Raw genomic sequence first — 19,810 nt, forward strand, 5'->3', positions numbered from 1 at the left:
AAAATGAAGCACATCGTATTGATTTCGGATCGAAACGCCGTTCCTGAGACTACGGTCGAGGTATGCGCCACGGGTGCGACAAAGCTTGCGCCTGGTAGGCAGTTGTTAGCTAAAGCCAAATATTAAAGGAAATATGAAGGTGACAACGATTGTCCATAAACAGTAAATAGGCAGGTAAAAGGAGATGGCATTTCCAATTTGAGCTACATTGGCCTTCTTGGAAAGCACCCTGAAAAGCTGCACGGCTACGGATAGGAGGTTCGCTAAAATCAGAACGTTGGCACCTAAGACCGCAGCTCTATTCGGCGTAATTCCCCATTCCGAAATCCGGAACAAAATAGCAGAAAGCGCAATGCCATTCACAATGATGGTTGTAATTGCCAATAAAAAGAGGATCCATAGTTCAGCACGGCTTTTAGTCATCCCCGATGTTTCTGCGATAGAAAAGAAAATGATAGCCATAACGCCAACCAGGAGCACATTGAAAATGAGCAAAAATTCTCGGTCATTATAGGGATTTTTGCCTGAATAAATGATGGCAATAAGATAGGCGATTTGCATTGCCAAGACTATCGGGCTGAACAGTTTAGCAATTACGGGGGAAACCTTACTGACCAGCTGTGGGTTAGTTTGTGTGAGATGAGTTGCCACAATCGGGGCAGCGGCAAGCCCGACAACTCCGATATGCTGAAAATAAAATTGCGCTATATGGAAGCCTATCAGGGAGAAGAGTCCGATGGTTATGCCGGTCAGGACGACACCGGCTATAACGATCAGCGTAGTCATGACGATCAGGTCGCCGTTATATTTTAAAAAGCCAAGCCGTTTTTCATTGTCATTCTCTTTTTTTCCGACAAAAGCTAACCCAAGTAAGGACCATAGCAATAGGGGTAGGTGAAGACACGATAACGTTAAGGTGTCGCTCTTGTTTACATCAGGAAAGGAATTGATGAAAACCAAACTTGCAATGCTCGCACCTGCGAGGAACAGAATGCTGCCCCGCGATGGCTTATTTTTGCATGCAAAATACGTCGTTAACAACGGAAAAATGACAAAGCCGATGTTTCTGGAATAAAAAAACTCTTCATCTATTGCTAGAATGGCTGGCAACTTAGCGATAATTCCGGCAAGCAAAGAGGCCGTTATGACGAATAGAAGCTCGCTGTTTGTGCCTCGATTAATCTCTTCGTTTTCGTAGTTCAATCTTTCGTTCCAGTAATCAGCAAGTGTATTGCCTTTCAGCTGCGGAAGCAGTGCATTGAACGCCTGTTTAAATGAAGACTTATTGGCCCTATACAACTTCTCAAGTTGCCGGGGGTCGTTCAGATGGGTCAGTATTTCGTCTTTCATGAGTTTATCTTATTAAGCATTTTTTAATTTGGATGTTGTTTGAGTAGCGTCTTAATTCCACCAAGTGCCATCCAGTCCCAAAACGGTGCCGAGCCAGAGCACGATGACATAAACCACCAAGCTCAATAGATTCGCTGATAGCTTTTTCCAGCCACCCCGGTAGCGCATGGGGTTCATAACGTAATAAAATATACCGCCCATTGCGCCGGCAGAAGGAACGATCAGGAGCGGCCGGACCATCCATAGCTTTCCCCAATCCGGATTTGGATCGCCAGCGGCAAACAAGAAAAGCGAAATCAGGATTAGCGCAATACCTGCGCCCCATAACATACATTTAGCTAACGCGGTAGCACGAATTGGCTGTGTTGTTAATTTTTTTTGCTGTACCATGAGAAAATTATAATTTTTAAATGTCGAGCTTTGTTGTGAATTAAAAGTGCTTTGCTTTTCAAAGTTAATAGGTAAAAAAATACGCGGTGCTGTTTCTGTGTTTATTACTTCTGTGATTTGATGAGTTGTTCTAATGCTCTTAAGTGATTATCGAAAGCTTTTTTGCCTTCTTTGGTTATGAAATATTTTGTGTTTGGTTTTCTCCCGACAAATGATTTTTCCAGGCTTATAAAGGCCTCTTTTTCCAGTGCTTTGAGATGACTCGCCAAATTGCCGTCGGTCACTCCCAGAAATTCTTTCAGTGAATTAAAATCAAGCGTATCATTGACCGCTAAGGCCGACATGATGCCCAGTCTGATTCTGCTTTCGAACGCTTTATATAATCCGTCGATTGATACTTTCACTGTTCGTACTTGTAATGAATGTAAATGCCGTAAATGATGTGAAGTACCCCAAAACCTATCGCCCAGCATAGCAGTCCAGTACCGGTGAAGTATGCGCCGATCAGACCAAGTCCAATCTCGATAAGACCCAATACTCGAACTTCTCCATAGGTGAATTTGCCTGCGTTATACAACGCTAAGCCATAGAATAGAAGCGTGAATGGTGCAATCAAGTCAAGTAAGGCCTTCGAGATTAGTATTAAGGTCAGCACTCCGCCTGTTACGAGCGGAATGGCCATGTTTACCAGTAATCGTCTCGAGGTAGGATTCCACAATTTTTCGTTCCGCTTATTTGCTTTATTGTAAGAAAAGAAAATAGCCGTTCCTATCGCCAGTATCAGCACAGATAGCGCCAGGCTGAAAACGTTCGTGAAATTGTCCGGCCAACTTCCTGGCGTTGTCGAGGTATACGCTGTTTCCCCGGGATTGAAATGGAAAAGTTTATGTGCAATGTAGACACCTATGATTGCATAAATGCCGGCCATGACACCCGCCCAACCAGAAAGTGACAGAAATTTTGAGGAGCGCTCCATCATGGAGCGGATCTCCGCGATATCCCGAATATAGTCCTTTTCCTTTTTCATTTAAAAGTACTTTTTTTTTCAAAGTTAAATAGAATTTTTAAATTTGCAAGGACTCATAAAATTTATTTATGAAATCACCGTGGCATGGAAGATAAAACTGAGGGGATAGCAAGGCAGGGAAAGCTTACAACGTATTTTGTGAGCAAAGATTCTATAGTCCGCAGAATTTGGGGAAACGGCGATACCATTCTACTGATTTTTGCAGGGGCATCAGCAGAGTTTGCTCTGAACAAGGCGGTTGACTGGCTTTATTTCACGGGACGTCTTCCTTCCGAGCCACTTAAGCGGCTGTTCTCGACAGTTTCCTATGCGCGTCAGATTGTATTTGCTGAGCAGGAGAATGCGATGTGTGCCATCGATAAAATTTCTGCCATCCATAAGGAGGTGGAAGATAAACGTGGCCAAAATATTCCAGATTGGGCTTATCGAGATGTATTGTCAATGTTGATCGATTATTCAATTCGATCGTATGAACTGTTGGAAAGAAAGTTAAGCATAAGCGAAAAAGAAGAGATATACCATGTGTTTAAACGGGTCGGTGCGCGCATGCGACTTAAGGAATTGCCAGCTGATTACGACCATTGGTTACTTATGAGGGCATCAGGCTTGCACGAAAACATGACGAATGGTCCGTTCACCGGTGATCTTTACCGACAATACCGGCGGCATTTGGGCTGGTTTAGGTTTCTCATTTTAAAGCACGTCCAAACAATTTTGGTTCCAGAAAAAGTAAATGAATTGCTGGGCCTCCGGAAAAGTCCTTTTGCAACTGCGATGCTGGGTATATATAAATTCAGCGGGGTCATTGGGGTAAAATCATGGCTTAAAAATGCAATATTACCGTCAGCTTACAGAAAGGAGGTTAACGCGCTGGATGGCTATTCTCACAGATCGTCGTAAAACGCTACCAGGAGTGTACGTTATATTTCGCCGGATTATCCAGCATCGGGTGGTTGGTTGCTGATGTTCAAGCAACAACGCATTAGTGCATGAGCCAATGTAACAGCAAAATTTATTGGATATTACTGGTATTTGTAGTAGGTTAGCGTCCCATGCGAGTAACGAATAGTTTAATAACGATTAATGTCTTTTTTATCTTGATATCCTATTGCTTTTTTAGTTGTTCAGGCGAGGGGAGAGGTGACGAGGATCCAAGAAAACCGTCCTTTGTCCCGATCGTGGGTATCGATTTTTATGAAGTGCGGCGTTCGTTTGACAACGGACTGGCTTACGATTCTATCGGTTTTGTGCAAGAACCGGAATGGCATATCAAGTTTACCCGTGAAGATGCTGTTCAGATTTATGTGCCGGGAAGCGATTCGTCCTTCAATTTTCAGATTACGCATGATCATGACTCCTTTTTCCATTTCGCGCGCGAGAGCTGGAAGGTAATTGATCTGCATCCGGACAGCATGATGCTCCAGCGCCTCAGTCTCGATGGCTTAAAGGTAAATAAGATTCGTTCGAACGTATACATGCGCTTTTATTCCAAGGACTACCTCAACCAACTGGCTACGCCCTTGGCCGAGCTACGTAAACCACGTAAGTACGACAGTCTATTTGTACGGAAGATGGTACAACGAGCCAACAACAATCCAGCCAATGTGGATAGTTCATTCTCTTCTAAGAATTATCCTAAGCTGGTGAGCAAAAGCCCATTGTTGGAAATCAAGCGCAGGCGGTACGATAGCCTTGAAGTGATGGGGCGATCGCCGGCTTATGCGTATCTATATCCGGAATACGATATTGTTATCCACAGAGCATATAAAGATTTCGACTATACGTTCTCGATGTTGGTCGGTCCCGATGGAAAGCTTCGTTTGGGTAAATTTTTTGTCATGCCTGAATTTGAAGAATCACGAAGGCGAGTATTGTCTGGTATCATCGATGTGTATCTTCAAAACCTTTTGGATGTCACGCCGGCTACCACGTTGGGCCTGCCGCATAATAGTGTGGTTTACCTCAGGGTGCAGGGAAAGGCATCATAAACGATAGAGAGATTATGCATACGATTAAGTATGGGATACTTTTTGCATTAGCCATCTTTTTGTGGGTGGTGATTGAATGGTTGGTAGGCCTCCACGATCGGTATATCCGCTACCACGAGTATTTGTCTTATTTTTTTGCTGTACCGTCGGTTTATATCCTGTACCGTGGAATACGGGGCGGTGCAGACCAACCTAATGGCCGGTTGAGTTTTCGGAGGGTATTTGCAAAAGGGTTGGGTATCAGTTTGGTGGCCACATGTTTATGCCCCCTGGTATGGTATGTGTACTGTGTGGTGATAAATCCTGCCTTTTTAGAACATATGACACGATTTTCAATTGAGGTCAAGGAGGTAGACAGTCATCTGGCCAGCGAGCGTTTTTCGCTGCCTGTTTACTTGTCTACAACTACCGTCTCCACGGCATTGACCAATGTCATTACATGCTTCGTCATTGCTGTCGTTGTCGCAGAACGGAAAAGATAAAAACAAAGTTTGCCTTATTCTCGTTTCCTTTAGAAGCGCGGTGTCTTCCGTATTTATATTTACATAAGATTCCGTATTTTTAGGGCCATAAATTAGATTAAGATGTTTGATAAACTGTTGGAAGCCCGGCAGAAAGCCGAGGAGATCAAAAAACGATTGGATAATATCATCGTGACGGGAGAAGCTGAAGGGGGACTTATTAAAATAACTGCAACGGCGAATAAGGAAGTTACGGAAGTGAGTATTGATCAGGTATTTCTATCCAATGCGAATAAGGAAGAGCTGGAAGAGTTGCTTGCCGTAGCCATGAACCATGCAATGCGGCAGGCTGATAACATCAGCCAGACGGAAATGCAAGCCGCGACCAAGGATATGCTGGGCGGACTTGGCGGATTGTTTGGCCAATCGTAGTACATTTTATTGAATTTATAATCGAGAATAGCCATGAAAGCAATTTATTACGGACATTCCAGTGTAGCACTTCATTTGGAGGGGGCGACGGCATTGTTCGATCCCTTTATCAGTCCTAATCCAAATGCGCGCCACATTGACATTAACAGTCTGAAACCCGACTATATTATCCTAAGCCATGCTCACGACGACCACGTAGCCGATGTGGCGGCTATACAGAAAAACAGCGGGGCCAAAGTGTTGGCGGTAGTGGAAACAGCTATGTGGGCCAGCCGTCAGGATATTCCGGAGTCGGATATTGTTCCGTTCAATTTTGGCGGCACCGTCCAGACCACGTTTGGAAGCGTCAAGATGGTGTATGCTTTACATACAAACATCGCCCCCGACGGGCAGTATGCGGGCGTTCCGGCGGGGTATGTGCTGCAGAGCGGTGGAAAGAAAATATATTTTGCGGGGGATACGGGATTAACTATGGAGATGAAACTGCTGGCACATGTAGGACTTGACTGGGCCTTTTTGCCAATAGGAGGACACTTTACCATGGATGTAGACGACGCCATCATAGCCAGTCAGTTTATTAACTGTAAAAATATCATCGGTATTCACTACGATACATTTCCGCCTATTACCATTGATAGGGAGGCAGCCAAGCAGAAATTCGCGGATGCAGGTCTCAATCTGCACCTATTGGCAATTGGCGATGAGCTCGTATTATAGGTCCCTTACCGGCGGTACCTATGTGCGTTGCGCTTGCGGCGGGTAAGGTGGTTGTACAAAGAAGGCTGTCCACACTGTGTATTTTCAGCCTTCTTCGTTTTAAGATATCTTTCGTGCTTATCGAACGGACTTATTGATGTGATACTGCACTAAGTCATCTATCGGTGAACGTACGATTCTGCCCACCTTCATGCCGTATTGGATAGCTGTCTCCTCCAGTACATTTCGGAAATTGTATCCAACGGAGCCGATACAATTAAATGTGTAGCTTTGATAATCGGGGTAGCGAGACACCAGATTGCGGAAAAAGTCATCAAAGGATGCTTGTACGATGCCGCGCGAATAGTTGATATTCACCGTAACATCATACACAAATTTACTGAAACTGGCACAAAAACGGTTGGCTAATGGTTTGGTATATACGGCATCCATGACATCATCGGGGGTTAATTTATAGGTTTCCCAAAAAATTTCCCGGACGTCTTCGGGCATATACCCTCGGATGTAATCAGTAAGCAATTTTTTGCCGATATAACAACCACTGCCTTCATCGCCTAAAATGTAAGCTGCCGAATCGATATTATGGATGATTTCCTCGCCATTGTATACACAGGTATTGGTACCTGTACCCAAGATAGCCGCAAATCCCGCTTTATCACCGAGCAGCGCCCGGGCAGCGGCCAACAGATCATGCCCGACAAACACATGAGAATTAACGAACACTTGTTTAAGTGCTTCGACGACAACGCTGGCCTTTTCTTCGTTGTGTACGCCAGCGCCATAGTAATTTACTTCGGCGATTTGGTCATACGGCAAGTCTTTAGGGAGGCCCTTTTTTAGTGAATTTACAATATACTCACTATTTACAAAATACGGGTTATAGCCTTCAGTGTTGAAATACACCTTTTTTCCAGCGTTATCCAGCAAGCACCAATTGGTTTTGGTTGATCCTCCGTCTGCAATAATAATCATTTGTTGGGTCTTAGTTTGTTGGTGTTTTAGTTAATGATATCCATCCAAATTATATGCGCCGAAAATACAGTTTTCCCCGAAAAAAAAAACATTATCGCCCCGCTTATTTGAAAATCTTTTTCCGCCCGCCTGCAGCTGCCTTACTAATGGCCACCCTCTGCATTGATGTTTTCAATGTCGTGTCCCTGTTTTTTGAGGATATCCGAGACTTTCCAGGCAAAGAATGCAAGATACGCGAAGCACACCACCGGTACCCAATATGATAAGTGGATATCATGTAAAACGTCGGCAATGCTTCCCTGCAAAGGAGGGATTATAGCACCGCCTAAAATCATCATGATAAGCAACGCCGAGCCTTGGCTGGTATATTTTCCCAGGCCGGTAATACTTAGCGCAAAAATACTTGGCCACATGATGGAGCAGACGAGCCCTCCGCTGATGAAGGCAAATATTCCTATTTCTCCGTCAGTATACAGCCCAATCAGCATGGCTACTACCCCCAATATGCCCAACGCCATCAATAATTTGGCTGGTTTTGCCTGCGCCCAGAAATTAGCCCCTATCATCACAGCAATGCAGACCGCGTAGATGTATAAATCAGACACATCGCGACCGCTGATACGGTTTACAGCCAAAATTACCCCAAACGCCAGATAAGGAACGGCTACACTCAACAACATACGCATGCGCTTGCTCATTTTAAAAACGGTGACCGCTCCCATCCAACGGCCAATCATTAAACTTCCCCAGTAAAGGGAAATGAAATGCGAAATTTGGGATTCATCGTATCCGCCAAATTCGGGTGTTTTTAATAAAGCGCCTAAATTGCTTTGTATGGTTACTTCCACGCCTACGTAAACGAAAATTGCCAGCATGCCTAACGTAAGCTGAGGATATTTCATTGCACCCCAGCCACTACCATCCTTTTGTGCGGCACTGTTCGAAAAGAATAATATTATAACCACCGATAATAGCGCTATGATAAGCAATGCTAAGGTGCTGTTATGTCCGAAGTGTTCAGGAAGCGTGAAGCCGATAATTATCAGTGCCAATAGCGACACGGTAATGGCCAACAAAGCTCTGGTGAGTTTACTGCTGTGTTCGGGCTCTTCATCAGAAGTAACCCTGGGCATATCCTTGATGGCAAAAAATGCGGCGACCAACAAGAATACACCGGCCAATATGATATATAAAATATTAATCGAGCTGATGGGCGCATTAGCCACCTGTTCAGGTGTTGCTACGACGGTACCAAACAGGATCAGTGTAATAATGATAGGGCCGATCGTGGTGCCAAACGAATTAATCCCACCAGCTAAACTTAAGCGGTGCGCTCCGGTAGCTGGATCGCCCAATGCAACAGCAAACGGATTTGCTGCGGTCTGTTGCAGGGAAAATCCCAAAGCAATCACAAAAAACGCCATCAATATGAAGATATATTGCGAGCTATTTACTGCTGGAATCATGCATACTGCGCCAATCACCGATATCAATAATCCATAAATGATACCCTTTTTATAGCCGATTCTATTCAGGAAATCGTATCCTACACGGCTTGAGTAAAGATATAACAACAGGGAGCCAATGTAATAGGCACCGTAAAACGATGAATCGATTAACTGAGACTCGAATTGGGTAAGATCGAAATGTGATTTACAGAACGGAATAAATACGCCGTTGGCTCCAGCCAAAAATCCCCAAAAGAAAAATACCATCGTCAACGAATACAGTGCTGACGCATAGCTTTTATTGGATGCAGTAGTCATATCAAATACAGGTAAACCAAAAAATTTTGACTAACATAGGGCTTTTACAGGCAATTATTCAAACTTTTTCGGTATTTTTACGTTGTTCCTTTTAATAAATCGTTTTACCTGATTGATAGACAGCTCGTTACTTTTGAATGATAGGCTTAGTAAGAATTGGACGGCATACAGGATAATTTTATTCCCGGAATAGGCGTTTTTTATTTTAAAATATTTTTTTGAAAATCCAAATGTATTCCTTTACTTTGCGCAGTATTCTCAAAATTTATCCTAACACTTCATCGAAAATCTTTGATTTCTGAAGACCAAAATGCTGAATCATTGTTATTTAAAGATGTGTGGCTGGGCAAAGTGGATAATTTTCTGTGTAAAACAGCAAAACCCTTTTTTATTAAAAAATCCTTATATTATATAATAATAGTTGATGAATATTAATGAATTAAACGCGAAGCTCGTGTCCGAGCTACGTGAGATAGCGAGGCTAATTGGCATCCCCGATGCGGATAAACTTCGAAAGCAAGAGTTGGTTAGGAAGATTGTAGAAACAGGCGAGGAGGAAGCGAGGAAGGCGGCAAAGGAAGAAGTTAGTACGGGCAATGATGAAAAAGAGGCCGATGACAGGCCGCGGAAACGGGTACGCACCGTAAAGGCTGCCGAACCTGTAAGTGTCAGAAGCACTAAAGAGGAGTCCTTAAGCGATGAGCGGGAAACCGCGGCGCCTGTGGCGAGTGAATCTCGGACTGATCAATCTCCGGTGCAGAAACCGGCCAACGGAAGCAAGATTGAAGGACCTACAACTAGCCTCGACTTTGATAATGTCATCGTTAATGAGGGCGTGTTGGAAATCATGCCAGATGGTTATGGTTTTCTCCGTTCATCGGATTATAATTACCTGACTTCGCCTGACGATATTTATGTCTCCCAATCTCAGATTAAACTTTTTGGACTAAAAACAGGTGATACCGTGCGGGGGAGCATTCGCCCGCCGAAAGAAGGAGAGAAATATTTTCCACTGGTAAGAGTTGAGGCCATTAACGGGCAAAACCCGGCAGATGTACGTGATCGTGTACCGTTTGATTTTCTTACACCGTTATTTCCGACAGAACGGTTAAAGCTGTTTACGGGACCGGGTAATTACTCCACCCGAATCATGGACTTATTCACGCCCATTGGTAAAGGGCAACGCGGTCTCATTGTGGCGCAGCCTAAAACAGGTAAAACCATGTTGTTGAAGGATGTGGCAAATGCCATCGCTAAAAACCATCCTGAAGTCTACTTGATTATTCTCTTGATTGACGAACGTCCCGAGGAAGTTACCGACATGGCACGGAGTGTCCGCGCCGAAGTGGTCTCCTCCACCTTCGATGAGCCTGCGGAGAGGCATGTGAAAATTGCTAATATTGTGTTGGAAAAAGCAAAACGGATGGTTGAATGTGGGCATGACGTGGTTATTTTGCTGGATTCGATCACCCGTTTAGCGCGGGCTTATAACACGGTGGCGCCAGCTTCTGGAAAAATCCTGTCGGGTGGTGTAGACGCCAACGCGCTTCACAAACCGAAACGCTTCTTTGGCGCAGCGCGTAATATTGAGCATGGCGGATCATTAACGATATTGGCGACAGCGCTGATTGATACCGGCTCCAAGATGGATGAGGTTATCTTCGAAGAATTCAAAGGTACAGGCAACATGGAGCTGCAATTGGATCGTAAGCTGTCTAACAAGCGGATATTCCCTGCCATTGATCTTATCGCATCGAGCACGCGTAGGGACGACTTGCTTAATGACCGTGAAACCCTTCAGCGGATATGGGTGCTACGCAACCACCTTGCGGATATGAACTCAACCGAAGCGATGGAATTCCTCTTGGCTCAAATGCGGGGGACTAAATCCAATGAAGAGTTCTTGATTAGTATGAATAGCTAAATAGCTCAATGGCTGTAGCACCATGGCATGTTACAGCCATCCACTATGAAGAAACACTTACCCAATTCTATTACCTGCCTGAACCTTTTCAGCGGTTGTGTTGGGGTTACGTTCGCTTTGGACGGCCGGCCTGATGTGGCAGCGTATTGTGTTTTACTATCCGGGGTTTTCGATTTTTTTGATGGGTTAGTAGCGCGAGCGTTGCATGTGCGGTCGGCCGTAGGCAAAGAGCTGGATTCGTTGGCCGATGTCGTGAGCTTCGGCCTTGTGCCCGGTTCAGTGCTTTATTATATGCTCGGTGTAGCACTTCCTACCGCCGAATACCTGCCTTACCTGGGATTTCTTGTTACCCTGTTTTCGGCAATCCGCTTAGCCAAATTTAACGTTGATGAACGCCAGTCGACAGATTTTATTGGACTTAACACACCAATGAATGCCTTTTATGTGGTGTCGCTGCCATTCATCGGAGAGGCTTACAGCGGTAGCGTTTATCACCCGTTGTTTTTGCTGGGTAGCATCGTTGTAACGAGTGCGCTACTTGTGAGCAATATCAGGCTGTTTTCATTAAAATTGGAGTCCTTGTCTTGGCGGAAAAATCGCTGGAAATTCATTTTTATAATTTTGAGCGCAGTATTGGTTGGTTTATTTAACTTTGCGGCTATTCCGGCAGTGCTGGTATTGTATTTTTTGTTTTCTTATATTCATTTTAAGCAAATGGCATGAAATACCCGCGGCAGGTCATGTTGCGCGGGTCATCGTAGCCTTCAAAATTATTTAGTCTATGAATTTTTTGGCAGAGATCAATGTGATGCCCTTAAAGGAAATTTTGGATCCTCAAGGAAAAGCGGTGACCGGAAGTATGAAAAACTTAGGATTGACCGAAATAAGTAATATAAGAATTGGTAAACGCATCACATTGGAAGTGGAGGCGCCAGATGAGGACACCGCTCGCCAAAAAGTAGATGAGGCATGCAAAAAACTGTTAGCAAACTTGATTATGGAAAGTTACGACTTTGAAATCAAGGCAATTTAGTCACTCTAAGGTTTCCAGATACGTTTTCAATTCCTGATAGAGCGTTTCCAGCCTAGGTAGTAATGCGTTAAATTTTTCGGGTATTAAGTCGAGGCCTTGCCTGTTTTTGGCAAGGTTTTCTATTTCCTGCAATTCCTGGCGCATGCCGTTTGCACCGACATAAGCTAGCGTGGGCTTAATATGGTGGGCCTGTCTGTATACCTTTTCCCAGTCGTTCTGTTGGATATATGAAGAAAGGAGTTCAATGTCGGGCGGCGTCTGTTTGATGAAAAGCTCAAGGATTTCTTTGATAAGTTGCGTATTGCCTCCGGATAGATCCTCCAGATAGTCCATGTTGGCTTGTTCAAAGTTCATGTTGTTCATATGTATCTATTGTTTATAAAGATGTACGGGTAATCGGTCAGGGGAATCGTTCAGCATTTCGGTGACCGTTTTTTTTGATGCAGGGTGAATCAGTGAAGGGGCAATTTCTTGCAGTGGGATTAATGCGAACCTTCGGTCTGGGAGGTGCATGTGAGGTACTTGCAAATTAACCTCGTCTATAAGTTGGTCCGCATACCATAAAATGTCGATATCTATCGGTCTTGATTCCCATTTCTTAACGCGTTGCCTGCCCAATTTTTTCTCAATTGCATTTATTTTTTCCAACAATGGATGCGGTTGCAGTGGCGTAGTCACAAGTACGACTTGATTAAGGAAGTTCGGTTGGTCCTCATTGCCCCAGGCTGCGGTTTCATATATCGAAGACATTTTTGCAATACTCCCTATTTCTTGGGCAATTTCATTACGGGCTTGCTGCAAAAGCAATATTCTGTTGCCCATATTTGTGCCCAATAAAAGATATGTGTCTGCGTCAACCGGCATTGGCATGTTCTAAAAACTGATGTTGTTAGGCCCTATCCGGCAAAAATAATGAAAAGATCAGCAATTGTAACTATCTTTCCGTTGCATGGTCAAATCCAAGGGCTTACTGAACAGGTATGTTTGTATATCCGGTCAAGTTTGGCTAAGTTTGACACAAGAATTTCAAAGCATGAGAGCATTTTTTAAGTACGTATTGGCTACGGTGACAGGGATTATCCTATCATTTGTCTTATTGTTTATTATTGGTTTGATCATCATTGGGGGGATGATAAGTAGTGTGGGGGCCGACAGAGAGGTGAAGATTCCCAACAACTCACTACTCATTATAAATTTGAATCATGAGATTACTGAGCGTACAATGCCGGATCCGTTCGATGGATTCAATGTGCCCGGATTTATTTTTACAAAAAACTTAGGGTTGGATGACATTCTGAAACGGATTGAGGCGGCCAAAAGCGATGATCGCATCAAAGGCATCTATTTAGATATTTCCGTGGTATCGGCTAGTTTCGCATCGTTGCAAGAGATTCGGGATGCGTTGTTGGATTTTAAGGAGTCGGGTAAATTTATCATAGCCTACAGCGAACTTTATACGCAGCGGGCGTATTACTTGGCATCGACTGCTGATCGGATTTATGTTAATCCGGAAGGGACGATTGATTTCCGAGGGCTTGCTTCCCAGACGATGTTCCTGAAGGGGATGTTCGATAAACTCGGTATTGAGGCGCAAGTGGTCAAGGTGGGTTCCTTTAAGAGTGCGGTAGAACCGTATACATTGGATAGGATGAGCACCGCAAACCGCGAGCAGGTCGAGTCGTTTATAGGCAGCATCTACGATCATTTCCTTGGTGAAATAGCGGAGAGCCGAAAGCTGAGCCCCGATTCATTGCGTGCCATTGCCGACCAGTACGCTGTTCGCAATGCGGATGACGCGATAACGCGTCGATTGGCCGACGGCAAAAAATACAAAGACGAAATACTAAGTGAGTTGAAGGTATTGTTGGACATCAGTGAAGACGCAGACATCAGCGCGGTTTCGCTTACAAAATACAAACCCAAACCGCAGGTGGCGAGCGCATCAATACGGGATCGCATAGCCGTGGTTTATGCTGTCGGTGAAATTGTTTCCGGCGAAGGGGGAGATGAAATCATCGGTTCAGAACGGATTTCTCGTGAACTGCGCAAAGTGCGCCGCGACGACAAAGTGAAGGCTGTTGTGTTTCGCATTAATTCACCGGGAGGCAGTGCATTGGCGTCGGACGTGATTTGGAGGGAGGTCGAACTGTTGAGACAGGAAAAACCGATTATTGTTTCGATGGGGGATGTAGCCGCGTCGGGTGGATATTATATCGCTGCTGCTGCCGATTCGATTTTTGCGCAGCCCAACACGATTACAGGATCTATCGGGGTCTTTGGTCTGATACCTAATTTACAGGGACTGTATAACGACAAATTGGGTATAACCTATGATAAAGTCAAAACGAGTAAATATGCCGATATGCTGACCACGTTTGATCGGCCACTCTCCAACGATGAATTCAATATTCTTCAACGGGAAGTTGAACGGATATACGACACTTTTCTTCAACGGGTGGCCGACGGCAGGGGCTTATCCAAAGCGCGGGTAGACAGTATCGGACAGGGCCGGGTGTGGAGCGGACAGCAAGCATTGGCCATTGGGTTGGTAGACCGTTTGGGAAGTATTGACGATGCCATCGCTGCTGCGGCTAACAAAGCAGGGCTAAATGATTTCCGGATAGTCACTTATCCGGCCATTAAGCAGCCCTTTGAATCCTTGTTAGGCAACACTACGGATCGAATCGGTGCATGGTTCGCCCGGCACCAACTTGGTGAGCAATATCGGTTTTATGAGCAAGTGAAGTCAGCACTTCAGCTGCGGGGTATACAAGCCCGGCTACCGTTTGAACTAGAAATTTACTGATGAAAAACATTGCGATAACGGAGTGCCCGCGCGATGCAATGCAGGGAATACACCGCTTTATTCCAACATCGGTGAAGGCAACGTATATACAATTGCTGCTGAATGTGGGGTTCGAACGATTGGATTTCGGTAGTTTCGTTTCGCCGAAGGCCATCCCACAACTGCGTGATACCGCGAAGGTACTTAGCCTGCTGGATACCACCGGCAGTACGACTGACCTGTTGGCTATAGTGGCCAATATACGGGGGGCCGAAGCAGCTGTTAGCCATGATGCGGTTGGTCTGTTGGGATTCCCTTTTTCGGTGTCCGAAACATTTCAGCTTCGCAATACGAATAGCACCATTGTTCAGGCATTGTCAGTCGTAAAACAGGTTGTAGCGATTTGTCACGTCAATGGTAAAACTCCACTGATATACCTTTCCATGGGATTTGGCAATCCATATGGGGATGCCTGGAGCCCCGCTATTGTAGCCGATTACACGGACCAACTGGTAGCGTTGGGGGTGAGGCACTTTGCGCTTGCCGATACAATTGGCAATTCTACGCCGGCCAGCATCGCTGCTTTATACACCTATATCGCCGAGGCATTTCCGGGCGTGCAACTGGGATTGCATTTACACAGTACACCGGATACCAGTCGTGACAAGCTTCGGGCTGCGCTGGATGTCGGGTGTAGACGTTTTGATACGGCATTGCGTGGATTCGGAGGGTGTCCAATGGCCGAAGACAAGCTTACAGGTAACATCGCCACGGAGACTTTGCTGGAAGTGCTATACGAGCGAGGTATAGCCACCCAGTTGGATATGGACGCCTGGGCCCAAGCGATACAATATAGCACGAACGTGTTTGCATAGGTGGCGGATTTAAGAGCGCAGAAACAAAAACTCGCAATTTCTTGAATTTTTGCCGATACTTATATTAGCTTTGTTAGCCCAAATACTTTGAACGATTAATATGAAAACCATAGACAATTTAGATTTCTCCGGCAAGAAGGCATTGATACGGGTGGATTTTAATGTTCCCCTAGATGAGCAGTACAACATTACTGACGACAACCGCATTCAAGGGGCGGTGCCCACGATTAAGAAGATTTTAAACGACGGCGGTGCAGCCATCCTGATGTCTCATCTTGGTAGGCCTAAGGATGGCCCTTCGGAGAAATTCTCTTTGAAGCATATTGTTGGCCACCTCTCACATGTATTGGGGGTGGATGTACAATTTGTTAATGATTGCATCGGTGCGGAAGCTTACTCAAAGGCGGAGGGACTAAAGCCTGGAGAAGTACTGCTTCTTGAGAATCTTCGTTTCTACAAAGAAGAGGAAAAGGGCGATGCGGCCTTTGCTGAAAAGCTGGCGAAGCTCGGTGATGTTTATGTAAACGACGCATTTGGTACCGCTCATCGCGCCCATGCCTCCACGGCGGTAATTGCACAGTTTTTTCCCGAAGCTAAATATTTTGGATATTTAATGGCCGCCGAGATTGGCAACGCCGAAAAAGTATTGAATGACCCAAAACGTCCATTTACAGCCATCATGGGAGGCGCAAAGGTGTCCGATAAGCTAGAGCTTATTGAGGCATTGCTGGAAAAAGTCGACAACCTGATTATTGGCGGAGGCATGGCGTATACTTTCGTGAAGGCCCGCGGTGGAGAGATTGGGAAATCATTAGTCGAACTGGATAAACTGGATCTAGCAAATGATTTGGTAAAAAAAGCCAAAGAAAAAGGTGTTAATCTGGTGTTGCCCACCGATTCGCAGATTGCTGACGAATTTTCACCCGATTCGCCGGCTTACGATGGCCGGAATGACCGGATTCCTGCGGACAAAATGGGGCTGGATATCGGTAAGGAATCGGCAGAACATTTTGCCCAGGTTATTCAGGCCTCCAACACCATATTGTGGAACGGTCCAATGGGTGTGTTTGAAATGGATAAGTTTGCGAAAGGTACCAAGGCCGTGGCTGACGCGGTGGTGGCAGCTACAGAGCGAGGGGCTTTTTCGCTTATCGGTGGTGGGGATTCTGCTGCCGCCGTGAGCAAGTTTGGGATGACGGAGCATGTCAGCTATGTAAGTACCGGCGGCGGTGCGTTGCTGGAATACATGGAGGGTAAAGAGCTCCCGGGAGTAAAGGCAATAAACGAATAACTGAAGCGGCGCAAGCCGCTTTTTTAGTAACTATATCCGATGCCATACGTTGCAAAAACACGTCGCCTCGGATTTGGTTCATTGGCATAGACCAGTTTAATGCCAATGTCAAAATTTGGCAGGTAGTAGCGCAATAAATTCATATCCGATCGGAATTCAATGCCAAACGTACGAGGCTGGAATGCGTTTCCGGCCCGTACATTTTGGAAATCGGCAAAGAAGCCGCCCTTGAAACGTTTGATATAAGCCAAGGGACCGATAGACCAGTCCGGGTAAGCTATCGGAAATCGATAGCTTACCAATAACGTGTTGTCCACCGGTAGCGGGCGTAATTGGTCATAGCCGCTTACCAACGGAATATCATTAGCCATTTGGTACGTCCCATTTCGTTGCTGGTAATTAAATCGAGCCAGTAGCGAGTGATTGCGCCAAAGTCCAGGAAAGTAAAACGCCGTGCGCAAAGACAGAAGCTGCCCTGAAACCCGGTTGTCAAAAGGGAAATGCCGATAAGTAATGCTGAGATGTTGCCCCCAGCGAGGAGCGAGGTCCAGCATGCTCTGTCTGGTGCTATGATTGAAATACACTTGATAGTGCATCGGGAATTGGATGCGATCGATAAAGCGGTTCTCAAATTGCGGTTCGTTTAGGTTGTAGCGTTGTGTATAAGAGGTGGCGGTGCTGAAGCCGGAGGCGATTACATGGTTGCGTTGGTAGAAAACGAACGGAATATCCATGGTCAGTGTTGCCGTATTTTCGCGCCACCGCAGGCCGATCACATCTTCCTGGCCGCCCGAGGTAATCCTCGCTGCACCTACCTGTCCCCGATTGAGGTATTCCAACGAGAACTTCGGAAAGAAGCGTTGGTAGGTCACCGAAGCAAGGTACTCACTGCTGCGGATATCACCATCGTAAACATAACCCAACCGGAGTTGTGTAGTATTCAGCAAATCATCGGAAAGCCAGTAAACACCGGGCTTCATGTCATCGAGGTTGTCGAAATTGTCATTGTCTACCGAGAGACTATGAAAGTTGAATATACTTTTCAGCCCTTTATAGGGCTTTGAAGCCCATTTCTCAAAGTAGGTGGTGTCATTGTCCGTGTAGGTGTGGTTTGGCTGCGCTAGCGGCTTAAAATCGCTATATTTCGAGGTAATTGGCTCCACTTGGCTAATCCGGTACCCGTCGAGTTGGTAATTGTTGAACAATATTCGGTTGCTCGAGGTATCGACAGACGGATTAAAAGCCCCGAATCGGGCGTTTGTAAGTTGGTAAATCGTATTGGCCGCGGTATCGAGGGCATAGAGGTTATCAATGCCGTTGTAGTGCGCCTTGAAGATAATCCGGTTGTCTGCGTAGGTTGGCCGTTCGATCTGCTGGGCTTGCCAGGGGAGCGCCATGCGGTATGAGCCGGAAGGCAGGTCCAGCTCAATCAAGGCTGCGCCCTGCCGGGATACGCCCGTGACAATAACCTTGGTGCCTGTTTGGTCGAAAGCTGGTGTCTGTAGTTGGATGTTTTCAGGTGATGGAAACCGAGCGATTCTCTGGCCGCTTTCGGTGTCCAGGAGGACGAGGCTTATGGCATTATCCTCATCTACCGAGACTGCGATCAGCTGCTTTGCATCAGGGCGCAGGGCGGGCGAGAAATAACGGCTTTTTCGTGTAAGCTGTTTGTACGACCGCGCCTCAAGGTCATAAAGATTAATGACGTTATAGGTACGTTTGCCATAACGCTTGTCGCGCCTGAGTTCATCCCAGACGACCTTTCCGGAAGCATACGAAAAATGAGGGTCCGTCTGCCGGCCGGTTTTTGCGACTTCATCCTGCCGCCCGGCGGTGTCCAGTATGACGATGGCTGGCACCCGGTGTACATCCTGATGGAGGGCTATGACGCGGCCATCAGCTAACCTTCGGGGCAGCAGCCAGCTTGCTGGTTTGCCTGCTTGCTTGTCGGGAAATACGGGGTAATCCTCGGGAGCATTTTCGATTAGTTGTTGTTCCCATCGTTGGGTCAGTTCCTCTCTTGTTTTTTCGTGCCACTGCCTGGTGTTATAGCCCGTGTATTTCTTAAGTGAACTGCTGAAATTATATGGGCGGATGGGAAGCTTGGCGGTACGGGTGATCAGGCTGTCGAGTATATCGGCACCATACGCTTTTTCAAGTTGCCAGGTAAGGAAATAACCAAGCTCGTAGAAACCCGGCGTGATATTCTTCAACGATCCCAGATAGTCCTTCTGATAGCTGTATTTTTTGCCGCTCAGCAGATTTGTCCGGAAGGGCATTTCCCAAGAGGGCAGGCGTCCCCGGCCGGCAAGGGAAAGCTTGGTCTCGGTTAGGACGGCATCGCCTTCAAAAAACCAAGCTGGTAAGTTGGCACCGTAAATGGCAAGTGCGAGTTGCTCAAAAAAAGGTGCGCGCAGGTAGCCTGTCAATTTGTCAAATTGCGCAACGTGTCGAAGCTCGTGGATAGCCAAATTATTGAGCCAATCTTGGAAGTCGCTATGCTGGGGAGGGGTCGTGTAAAACTCCGAACGGCGGGGGGCTAGCTGGACGTTTCCGTTGGATTCTACAGTTTGGTTCTGCAAGATGATGGAAATTTTCCGGGGTTTTACTCCCAACGATTCGCTTACCCGTTCTCGAAGAATTTCCAAGTCATTAGCCAACCGTTGGGCGCCAGCTTCGAAAATGGACGGATATATCACTTGGAAGTTTTCGGTATTGATTTGCCTCCACTTTACACTTGGTGGGTATTGGTCGGCGTTAAAAACCTGAGGAAAACCATTATGTGAATAAAAACATAAT

20 protein-coding genes are annotated in these 19,810 nt (G+C 45.9%); 11 read left to right on the forward strand and 9 right to left on the reverse strand.

The genetic code is table 11. The annotated features are described in order from the left end of the window. Positions 1 to 105: 105 nt before the first annotated feature. The 4 genes from JHJ32_RS05470 to JHJ32_RS05485 all read right to left on the reverse strand — a co-directional run bounded on the left by JHJ32_RS05470 (position 106) and on the right by JHJ32_RS05485 (position 2,767). Positions 106 to 1,350, reverse strand: a complete 1,245-nt coding sequence (locus JHJ32_RS05470) for a hypothetical protein (protein WP_200120254.1) — start codon at positions 1,348 to 1,350, stop codon at positions 106 to 108. A 51-nt stretch (positions 1,351 to 1,401) separates the two neighbouring features. Further along, positions 1,402 to 1,680, reverse strand: a complete 279-nt coding sequence (locus JHJ32_RS05475; RefSeq protein WP_200120255.1) for a hypothetical protein — start codon at positions 1,678 to 1,680, stop codon at positions 1,402 to 1,404. A 164-nt stretch (positions 1,681 to 1,844) separates the two neighbouring features. Further along, positions 1,845 to 2,144, reverse strand: coding sequence for a transcriptional regulator (locus tag JHJ32_RS05480; protein WP_079716240.1), 300 nt, complete (start codon positions 2,142 to 2,144; stop codon positions 1,845 to 1,847). Next, positions 2,141 to 2,767: a hypothetical protein gene (locus JHJ32_RS05485; RefSeq protein ID WP_200120256.1), complete on the reverse strand. Its 627-nt coding sequence runs from the start codon at positions 2,765 to 2,767 to the stop codon at positions 2,141 to 2,143. The genes JHJ32_RS05480 and JHJ32_RS05485 overlap by 4 nt, the downstream gene beginning before the upstream one ends. Before the next feature lie 84 nt (positions 2,768 to 2,851). Here JHJ32_RS05485 and JHJ32_RS05490 point away from each other — a divergent pair, with 84 nt between their 5' ends. From JHJ32_RS05490 to JHJ32_RS05510, 5 genes are all read left to right on the forward strand, one after another. After that, positions 2,852 to 3,667 carry an oxygenase MpaB family protein gene (locus JHJ32_RS05490; protein WP_200120257.1) on the forward strand — a complete coding sequence of 272 codons (816 nt, stop codon included), beginning with the start codon at positions 2,852 to 2,854 and terminating at the stop codon, positions 3,665 to 3,667. Positions 3,668 to 3,819: 152 nt separating this feature from the next. Next, entirely contained in the window at positions 3,820 to 4,755 is a 936-nt protein-coding gene (locus tag JHJ32_RS05495) for a hypothetical protein (protein ID WP_200120258.1), read from the forward strand. A 14-nt stretch (positions 4,756 to 4,769) separates the two neighbouring features. Further along, positions 4,770 to 5,237: a DUF4199 domain-containing protein gene (locus JHJ32_RS05500; protein ID WP_079716236.1), complete on the forward strand. Its 468-nt coding sequence runs from the start codon at positions 4,770 to 4,772 to the stop codon at positions 5,235 to 5,237. Between the two features lie 102 nt (positions 5,238 to 5,339). Further along, on the forward strand, positions 5,340 to 5,648 hold the full coding sequence (locus JHJ32_RS05505; RefSeq protein ID WP_200120259.1) for a YbaB/EbfC family nucleoid-associated protein: 309 nt from the start codon (positions 5,340 to 5,342) through the stop codon (positions 5,646 to 5,648). Between the two features lie 33 nt (positions 5,649 to 5,681). Beyond that, complete coding sequence (locus JHJ32_RS05510) at positions 5,682 to 6,365, forward strand: metal-dependent hydrolase (RefSeq protein ID WP_079716233.1); 684 nt, start codon at positions 5,682 to 5,684, stop codon at positions 6,363 to 6,365. Positions 6,366 to 6,482: 117 nt separating this feature from the next. Here the strand turns inward: JHJ32_RS05510 and JHJ32_RS05515 are convergent, their stop codons facing one another. Beyond that, positions 6,483 to 7,337, reverse strand: coding sequence for an N-acetylglucosamine kinase (locus JHJ32_RS05515; protein WP_200120260.1), 855 nt, complete (start codon positions 7,335 to 7,337; stop codon positions 6,483 to 6,485). Between the two features lie 143 nt (positions 7,338 to 7,480). Further along, positions 7,481 to 9,103: an MFS transporter gene (locus JHJ32_RS05520; RefSeq protein WP_200120261.1), complete on the reverse strand. Its 1,623-nt coding sequence runs from the start codon at positions 9,101 to 9,103 to the stop codon at positions 7,481 to 7,483. Positions 9,104 to 9,527: 424 nt separating this feature from the next. On the opposite strand from JHJ32_RS05520, the gene rho reads away from it, so the two are divergent. Genes rho through purS form a run of 3 tightly spaced genes read left to right on the forward strand, consistent with a single transcriptional unit; the run spans position 9,528 to position 12,060 of the window. Beyond that, the gene (gene rho, locus JHJ32_RS05525; RefSeq protein WP_079716229.1) at positions 9,528 to 11,027 is read left to right on the forward strand and encodes a transcription termination factor Rho; all 1,500 of its coding nucleotides are present in this window, start codon (positions 9,528 to 9,530) and stop codon (positions 11,025 to 11,027) included. 45 nt (positions 11,028 to 11,072) lie between these two features. Beyond that, on the forward strand, positions 11,073 to 11,750 hold the full coding sequence (gene pssA, locus JHJ32_RS05530) for a CDP-diacylglycerol--serine O-phosphatidyltransferase (protein ID WP_079716228.1): 678 nt from the start codon (positions 11,073 to 11,075) through the stop codon (positions 11,748 to 11,750). Between the two features lie 58 nt (positions 11,751 to 11,808). Continuing rightward, on the forward strand, positions 11,809 to 12,060 hold the full coding sequence (gene purS, locus JHJ32_RS05535; protein WP_079716226.1) for a phosphoribosylformylglycinamidine synthase subunit PurS: 252 nt from the start codon (positions 11,809 to 11,811) through the stop codon (positions 12,058 to 12,060). On the opposite strand, the gene JHJ32_RS05540 is transcribed toward purS, so the two are convergent. Both JHJ32_RS05540 and folK read right to left on the reverse strand, forming a co-directional pair. Further along, positions 12,061 to 12,423, reverse strand: a complete 363-nt coding sequence (locus tag JHJ32_RS05540; protein ID WP_079716225.1) for an Hpt domain-containing protein — start codon at positions 12,421 to 12,423, stop codon at positions 12,061 to 12,063. A 6-nt stretch (positions 12,424 to 12,429) separates the two neighbouring features. Then, positions 12,430 to 12,930: a 2-amino-4-hydroxy-6-hydroxymethyldihydropteridine diphosphokinase gene (folK, locus tag JHJ32_RS05545; RefSeq protein ID WP_200120262.1), complete on the reverse strand. Its 501-nt coding sequence runs from the start codon at positions 12,928 to 12,930 to the stop codon at positions 12,430 to 12,432. 163 nt (positions 12,931 to 13,093) lie between these two features. On the opposite strand from folK, the gene sppA reads away from it, so the two are divergent. From sppA to pgk, 3 genes are all read left to right on the forward strand, one after another. Continuing rightward, positions 13,094 to 14,866: a signal peptide peptidase SppA gene (gene sppA / locus JHJ32_RS05550; protein ID WP_079716224.1), complete on the forward strand. Its 1,773-nt coding sequence runs from the start codon at positions 13,094 to 13,096 to the stop codon at positions 14,864 to 14,866. Next, entirely contained in the window at positions 14,866 to 15,720 is an 855-nt protein-coding gene (locus tag JHJ32_RS05555; RefSeq protein WP_079716223.1) for a hydroxymethylglutaryl-CoA lyase, read from the forward strand. The genes sppA and JHJ32_RS05555 overlap by 1 nt, the downstream gene beginning before the upstream one ends. A gap of 100 nt (positions 15,721 to 15,820) precedes the next feature. After that, positions 15,821 to 17,011, forward strand: coding sequence for a phosphoglycerate kinase (gene pgk / locus JHJ32_RS05560; protein WP_079716222.1), 1,191 nt, complete (start codon positions 15,821 to 15,823; stop codon positions 17,009 to 17,011). 23 nt (positions 17,012 to 17,034) lie between these two features. Here pgk and JHJ32_RS05565 read toward each other — a convergent pair whose 3' ends face one another. Beyond that, complete coding sequence (locus tag JHJ32_RS05565) at positions 17,035 to 19,710, reverse strand: hypothetical protein (RefSeq protein ID WP_200120263.1); 2,676 nt, start codon at positions 19,708 to 19,710, stop codon at positions 17,035 to 17,037. Between the last annotated feature and the right edge of the window lie 100 nt (positions 19,711 to 19,810).

It is taken from the genome of Parapedobacter sp. ISTM3, assembly GCF_016533505.1.
Classification (GTDB): domain Bacteria; phylum Bacteroidota; class Bacteroidia; order Sphingobacteriales; family Sphingobacteriaceae; genus Parapedobacter; species Parapedobacter luteus.

Bases quoted from the DNA above. Each gene is read 5' to 3' on its own strand.
- purS (WP_079716226.1), top strand. From the start codon at position 11,809: ATGAATTTTTTGGCAGAGATCAATGTGATGCCCTTAAAGGAAATTTTG.
- JHJ32_RS05475 (WP_200120255.1), bottom strand. From the start codon at position 1,680: ATGTTATGGGGCGCAGGTATTGCGCTAATCCTGATTTCGCTTTTCTTG.
- rho (WP_079716229.1), top strand. From the start codon at position 9,528: ATGAATATTAATGAATTAAACGCGAAGCTCGTGTCCGAGCTACGTGAG.
- pssA (WP_079716228.1), top strand. From the start codon at position 11,073: ATGAAGAAACACTTACCCAATTCTATTACCTGCCTGAACCTTTTCAGC.
- JHJ32_RS05495 (WP_200120258.1), top strand. From the start codon at position 3,820: ATGCGAGTAACGAATAGTTTAATAACGATTAATGTCTTTTTTATCTTG.
- JHJ32_RS05490 (WP_200120257.1), top strand. From the start codon at position 2,852: ATGGAAGATAAAACTGAGGGGATAGCAAGGCAGGGAAAGCTTACAACG.
- JHJ32_RS05510 (WP_079716233.1), top strand. From the start codon at position 5,682: ATGAAAGCAATTTATTACGGACATTCCAGTGTAGCACTTCATTTGGAG.
- folK (WP_200120262.1), bottom strand. From the start codon at position 12,930: ATGCCAATGCCGGTTGACGCAGACACATATCTTTTATTGGGCACAAAT.
- JHJ32_RS05540 (WP_079716225.1), bottom strand. From the start codon at position 12,423: ATGAACAACATGAACTTTGAACAAGCCAACATGGACTATCTGGAGGAT.
- JHJ32_RS05500 (WP_079716236.1), top strand. From the start codon at position 4,770: ATGCATACGATTAAGTATGGGATACTTTTTGCATTAGCCATCTTTTTG.
- JHJ32_RS05555 (WP_079716223.1), top strand. From the start codon at position 14,866: ATGAAAAACATTGCGATAACGGAGTGCCCGCGCGATGCAATGCAGGGA.
- JHJ32_RS05505 (WP_200120259.1), top strand. From the start codon at position 5,340: ATGTTTGATAAACTGTTGGAAGCCCGGCAGAAAGCCGAGGAGATCAAA.
- sppA (WP_079716224.1), top strand. From the start codon at position 13,094: ATGAGAGCATTTTTTAAGTACGTATTGGCTACGGTGACAGGGATTATC.
- JHJ32_RS05470 (WP_200120254.1), bottom strand. From the start codon at position 1,350: ATGAAAGACGAAATACTGACCCATCTGAACGACCCCCGGCAACTTGAG.
- JHJ32_RS05515 (WP_200120260.1), bottom strand. From the start codon at position 7,337: ATGATTATTATTGCAGACGGAGGATCAACCAAAACCAATTGGTGCTTG.
- JHJ32_RS05520 (WP_200120261.1), bottom strand. From the start codon at position 9,103: ATGACTACTGCATCCAATAAAAGCTATGCGTCAGCACTGTATTCGTTG.
- pgk (WP_079716222.1), top strand. From the start codon at position 15,821: ATGAAAACCATAGACAATTTAGATTTCTCCGGCAAGAAGGCATTGATA.
- JHJ32_RS05485 (WP_200120256.1), bottom strand. From the start codon at position 2,767: ATGAAAAAGGAAAAGGACTATATTCGGGATATCGCGGAGATCCGCTCC.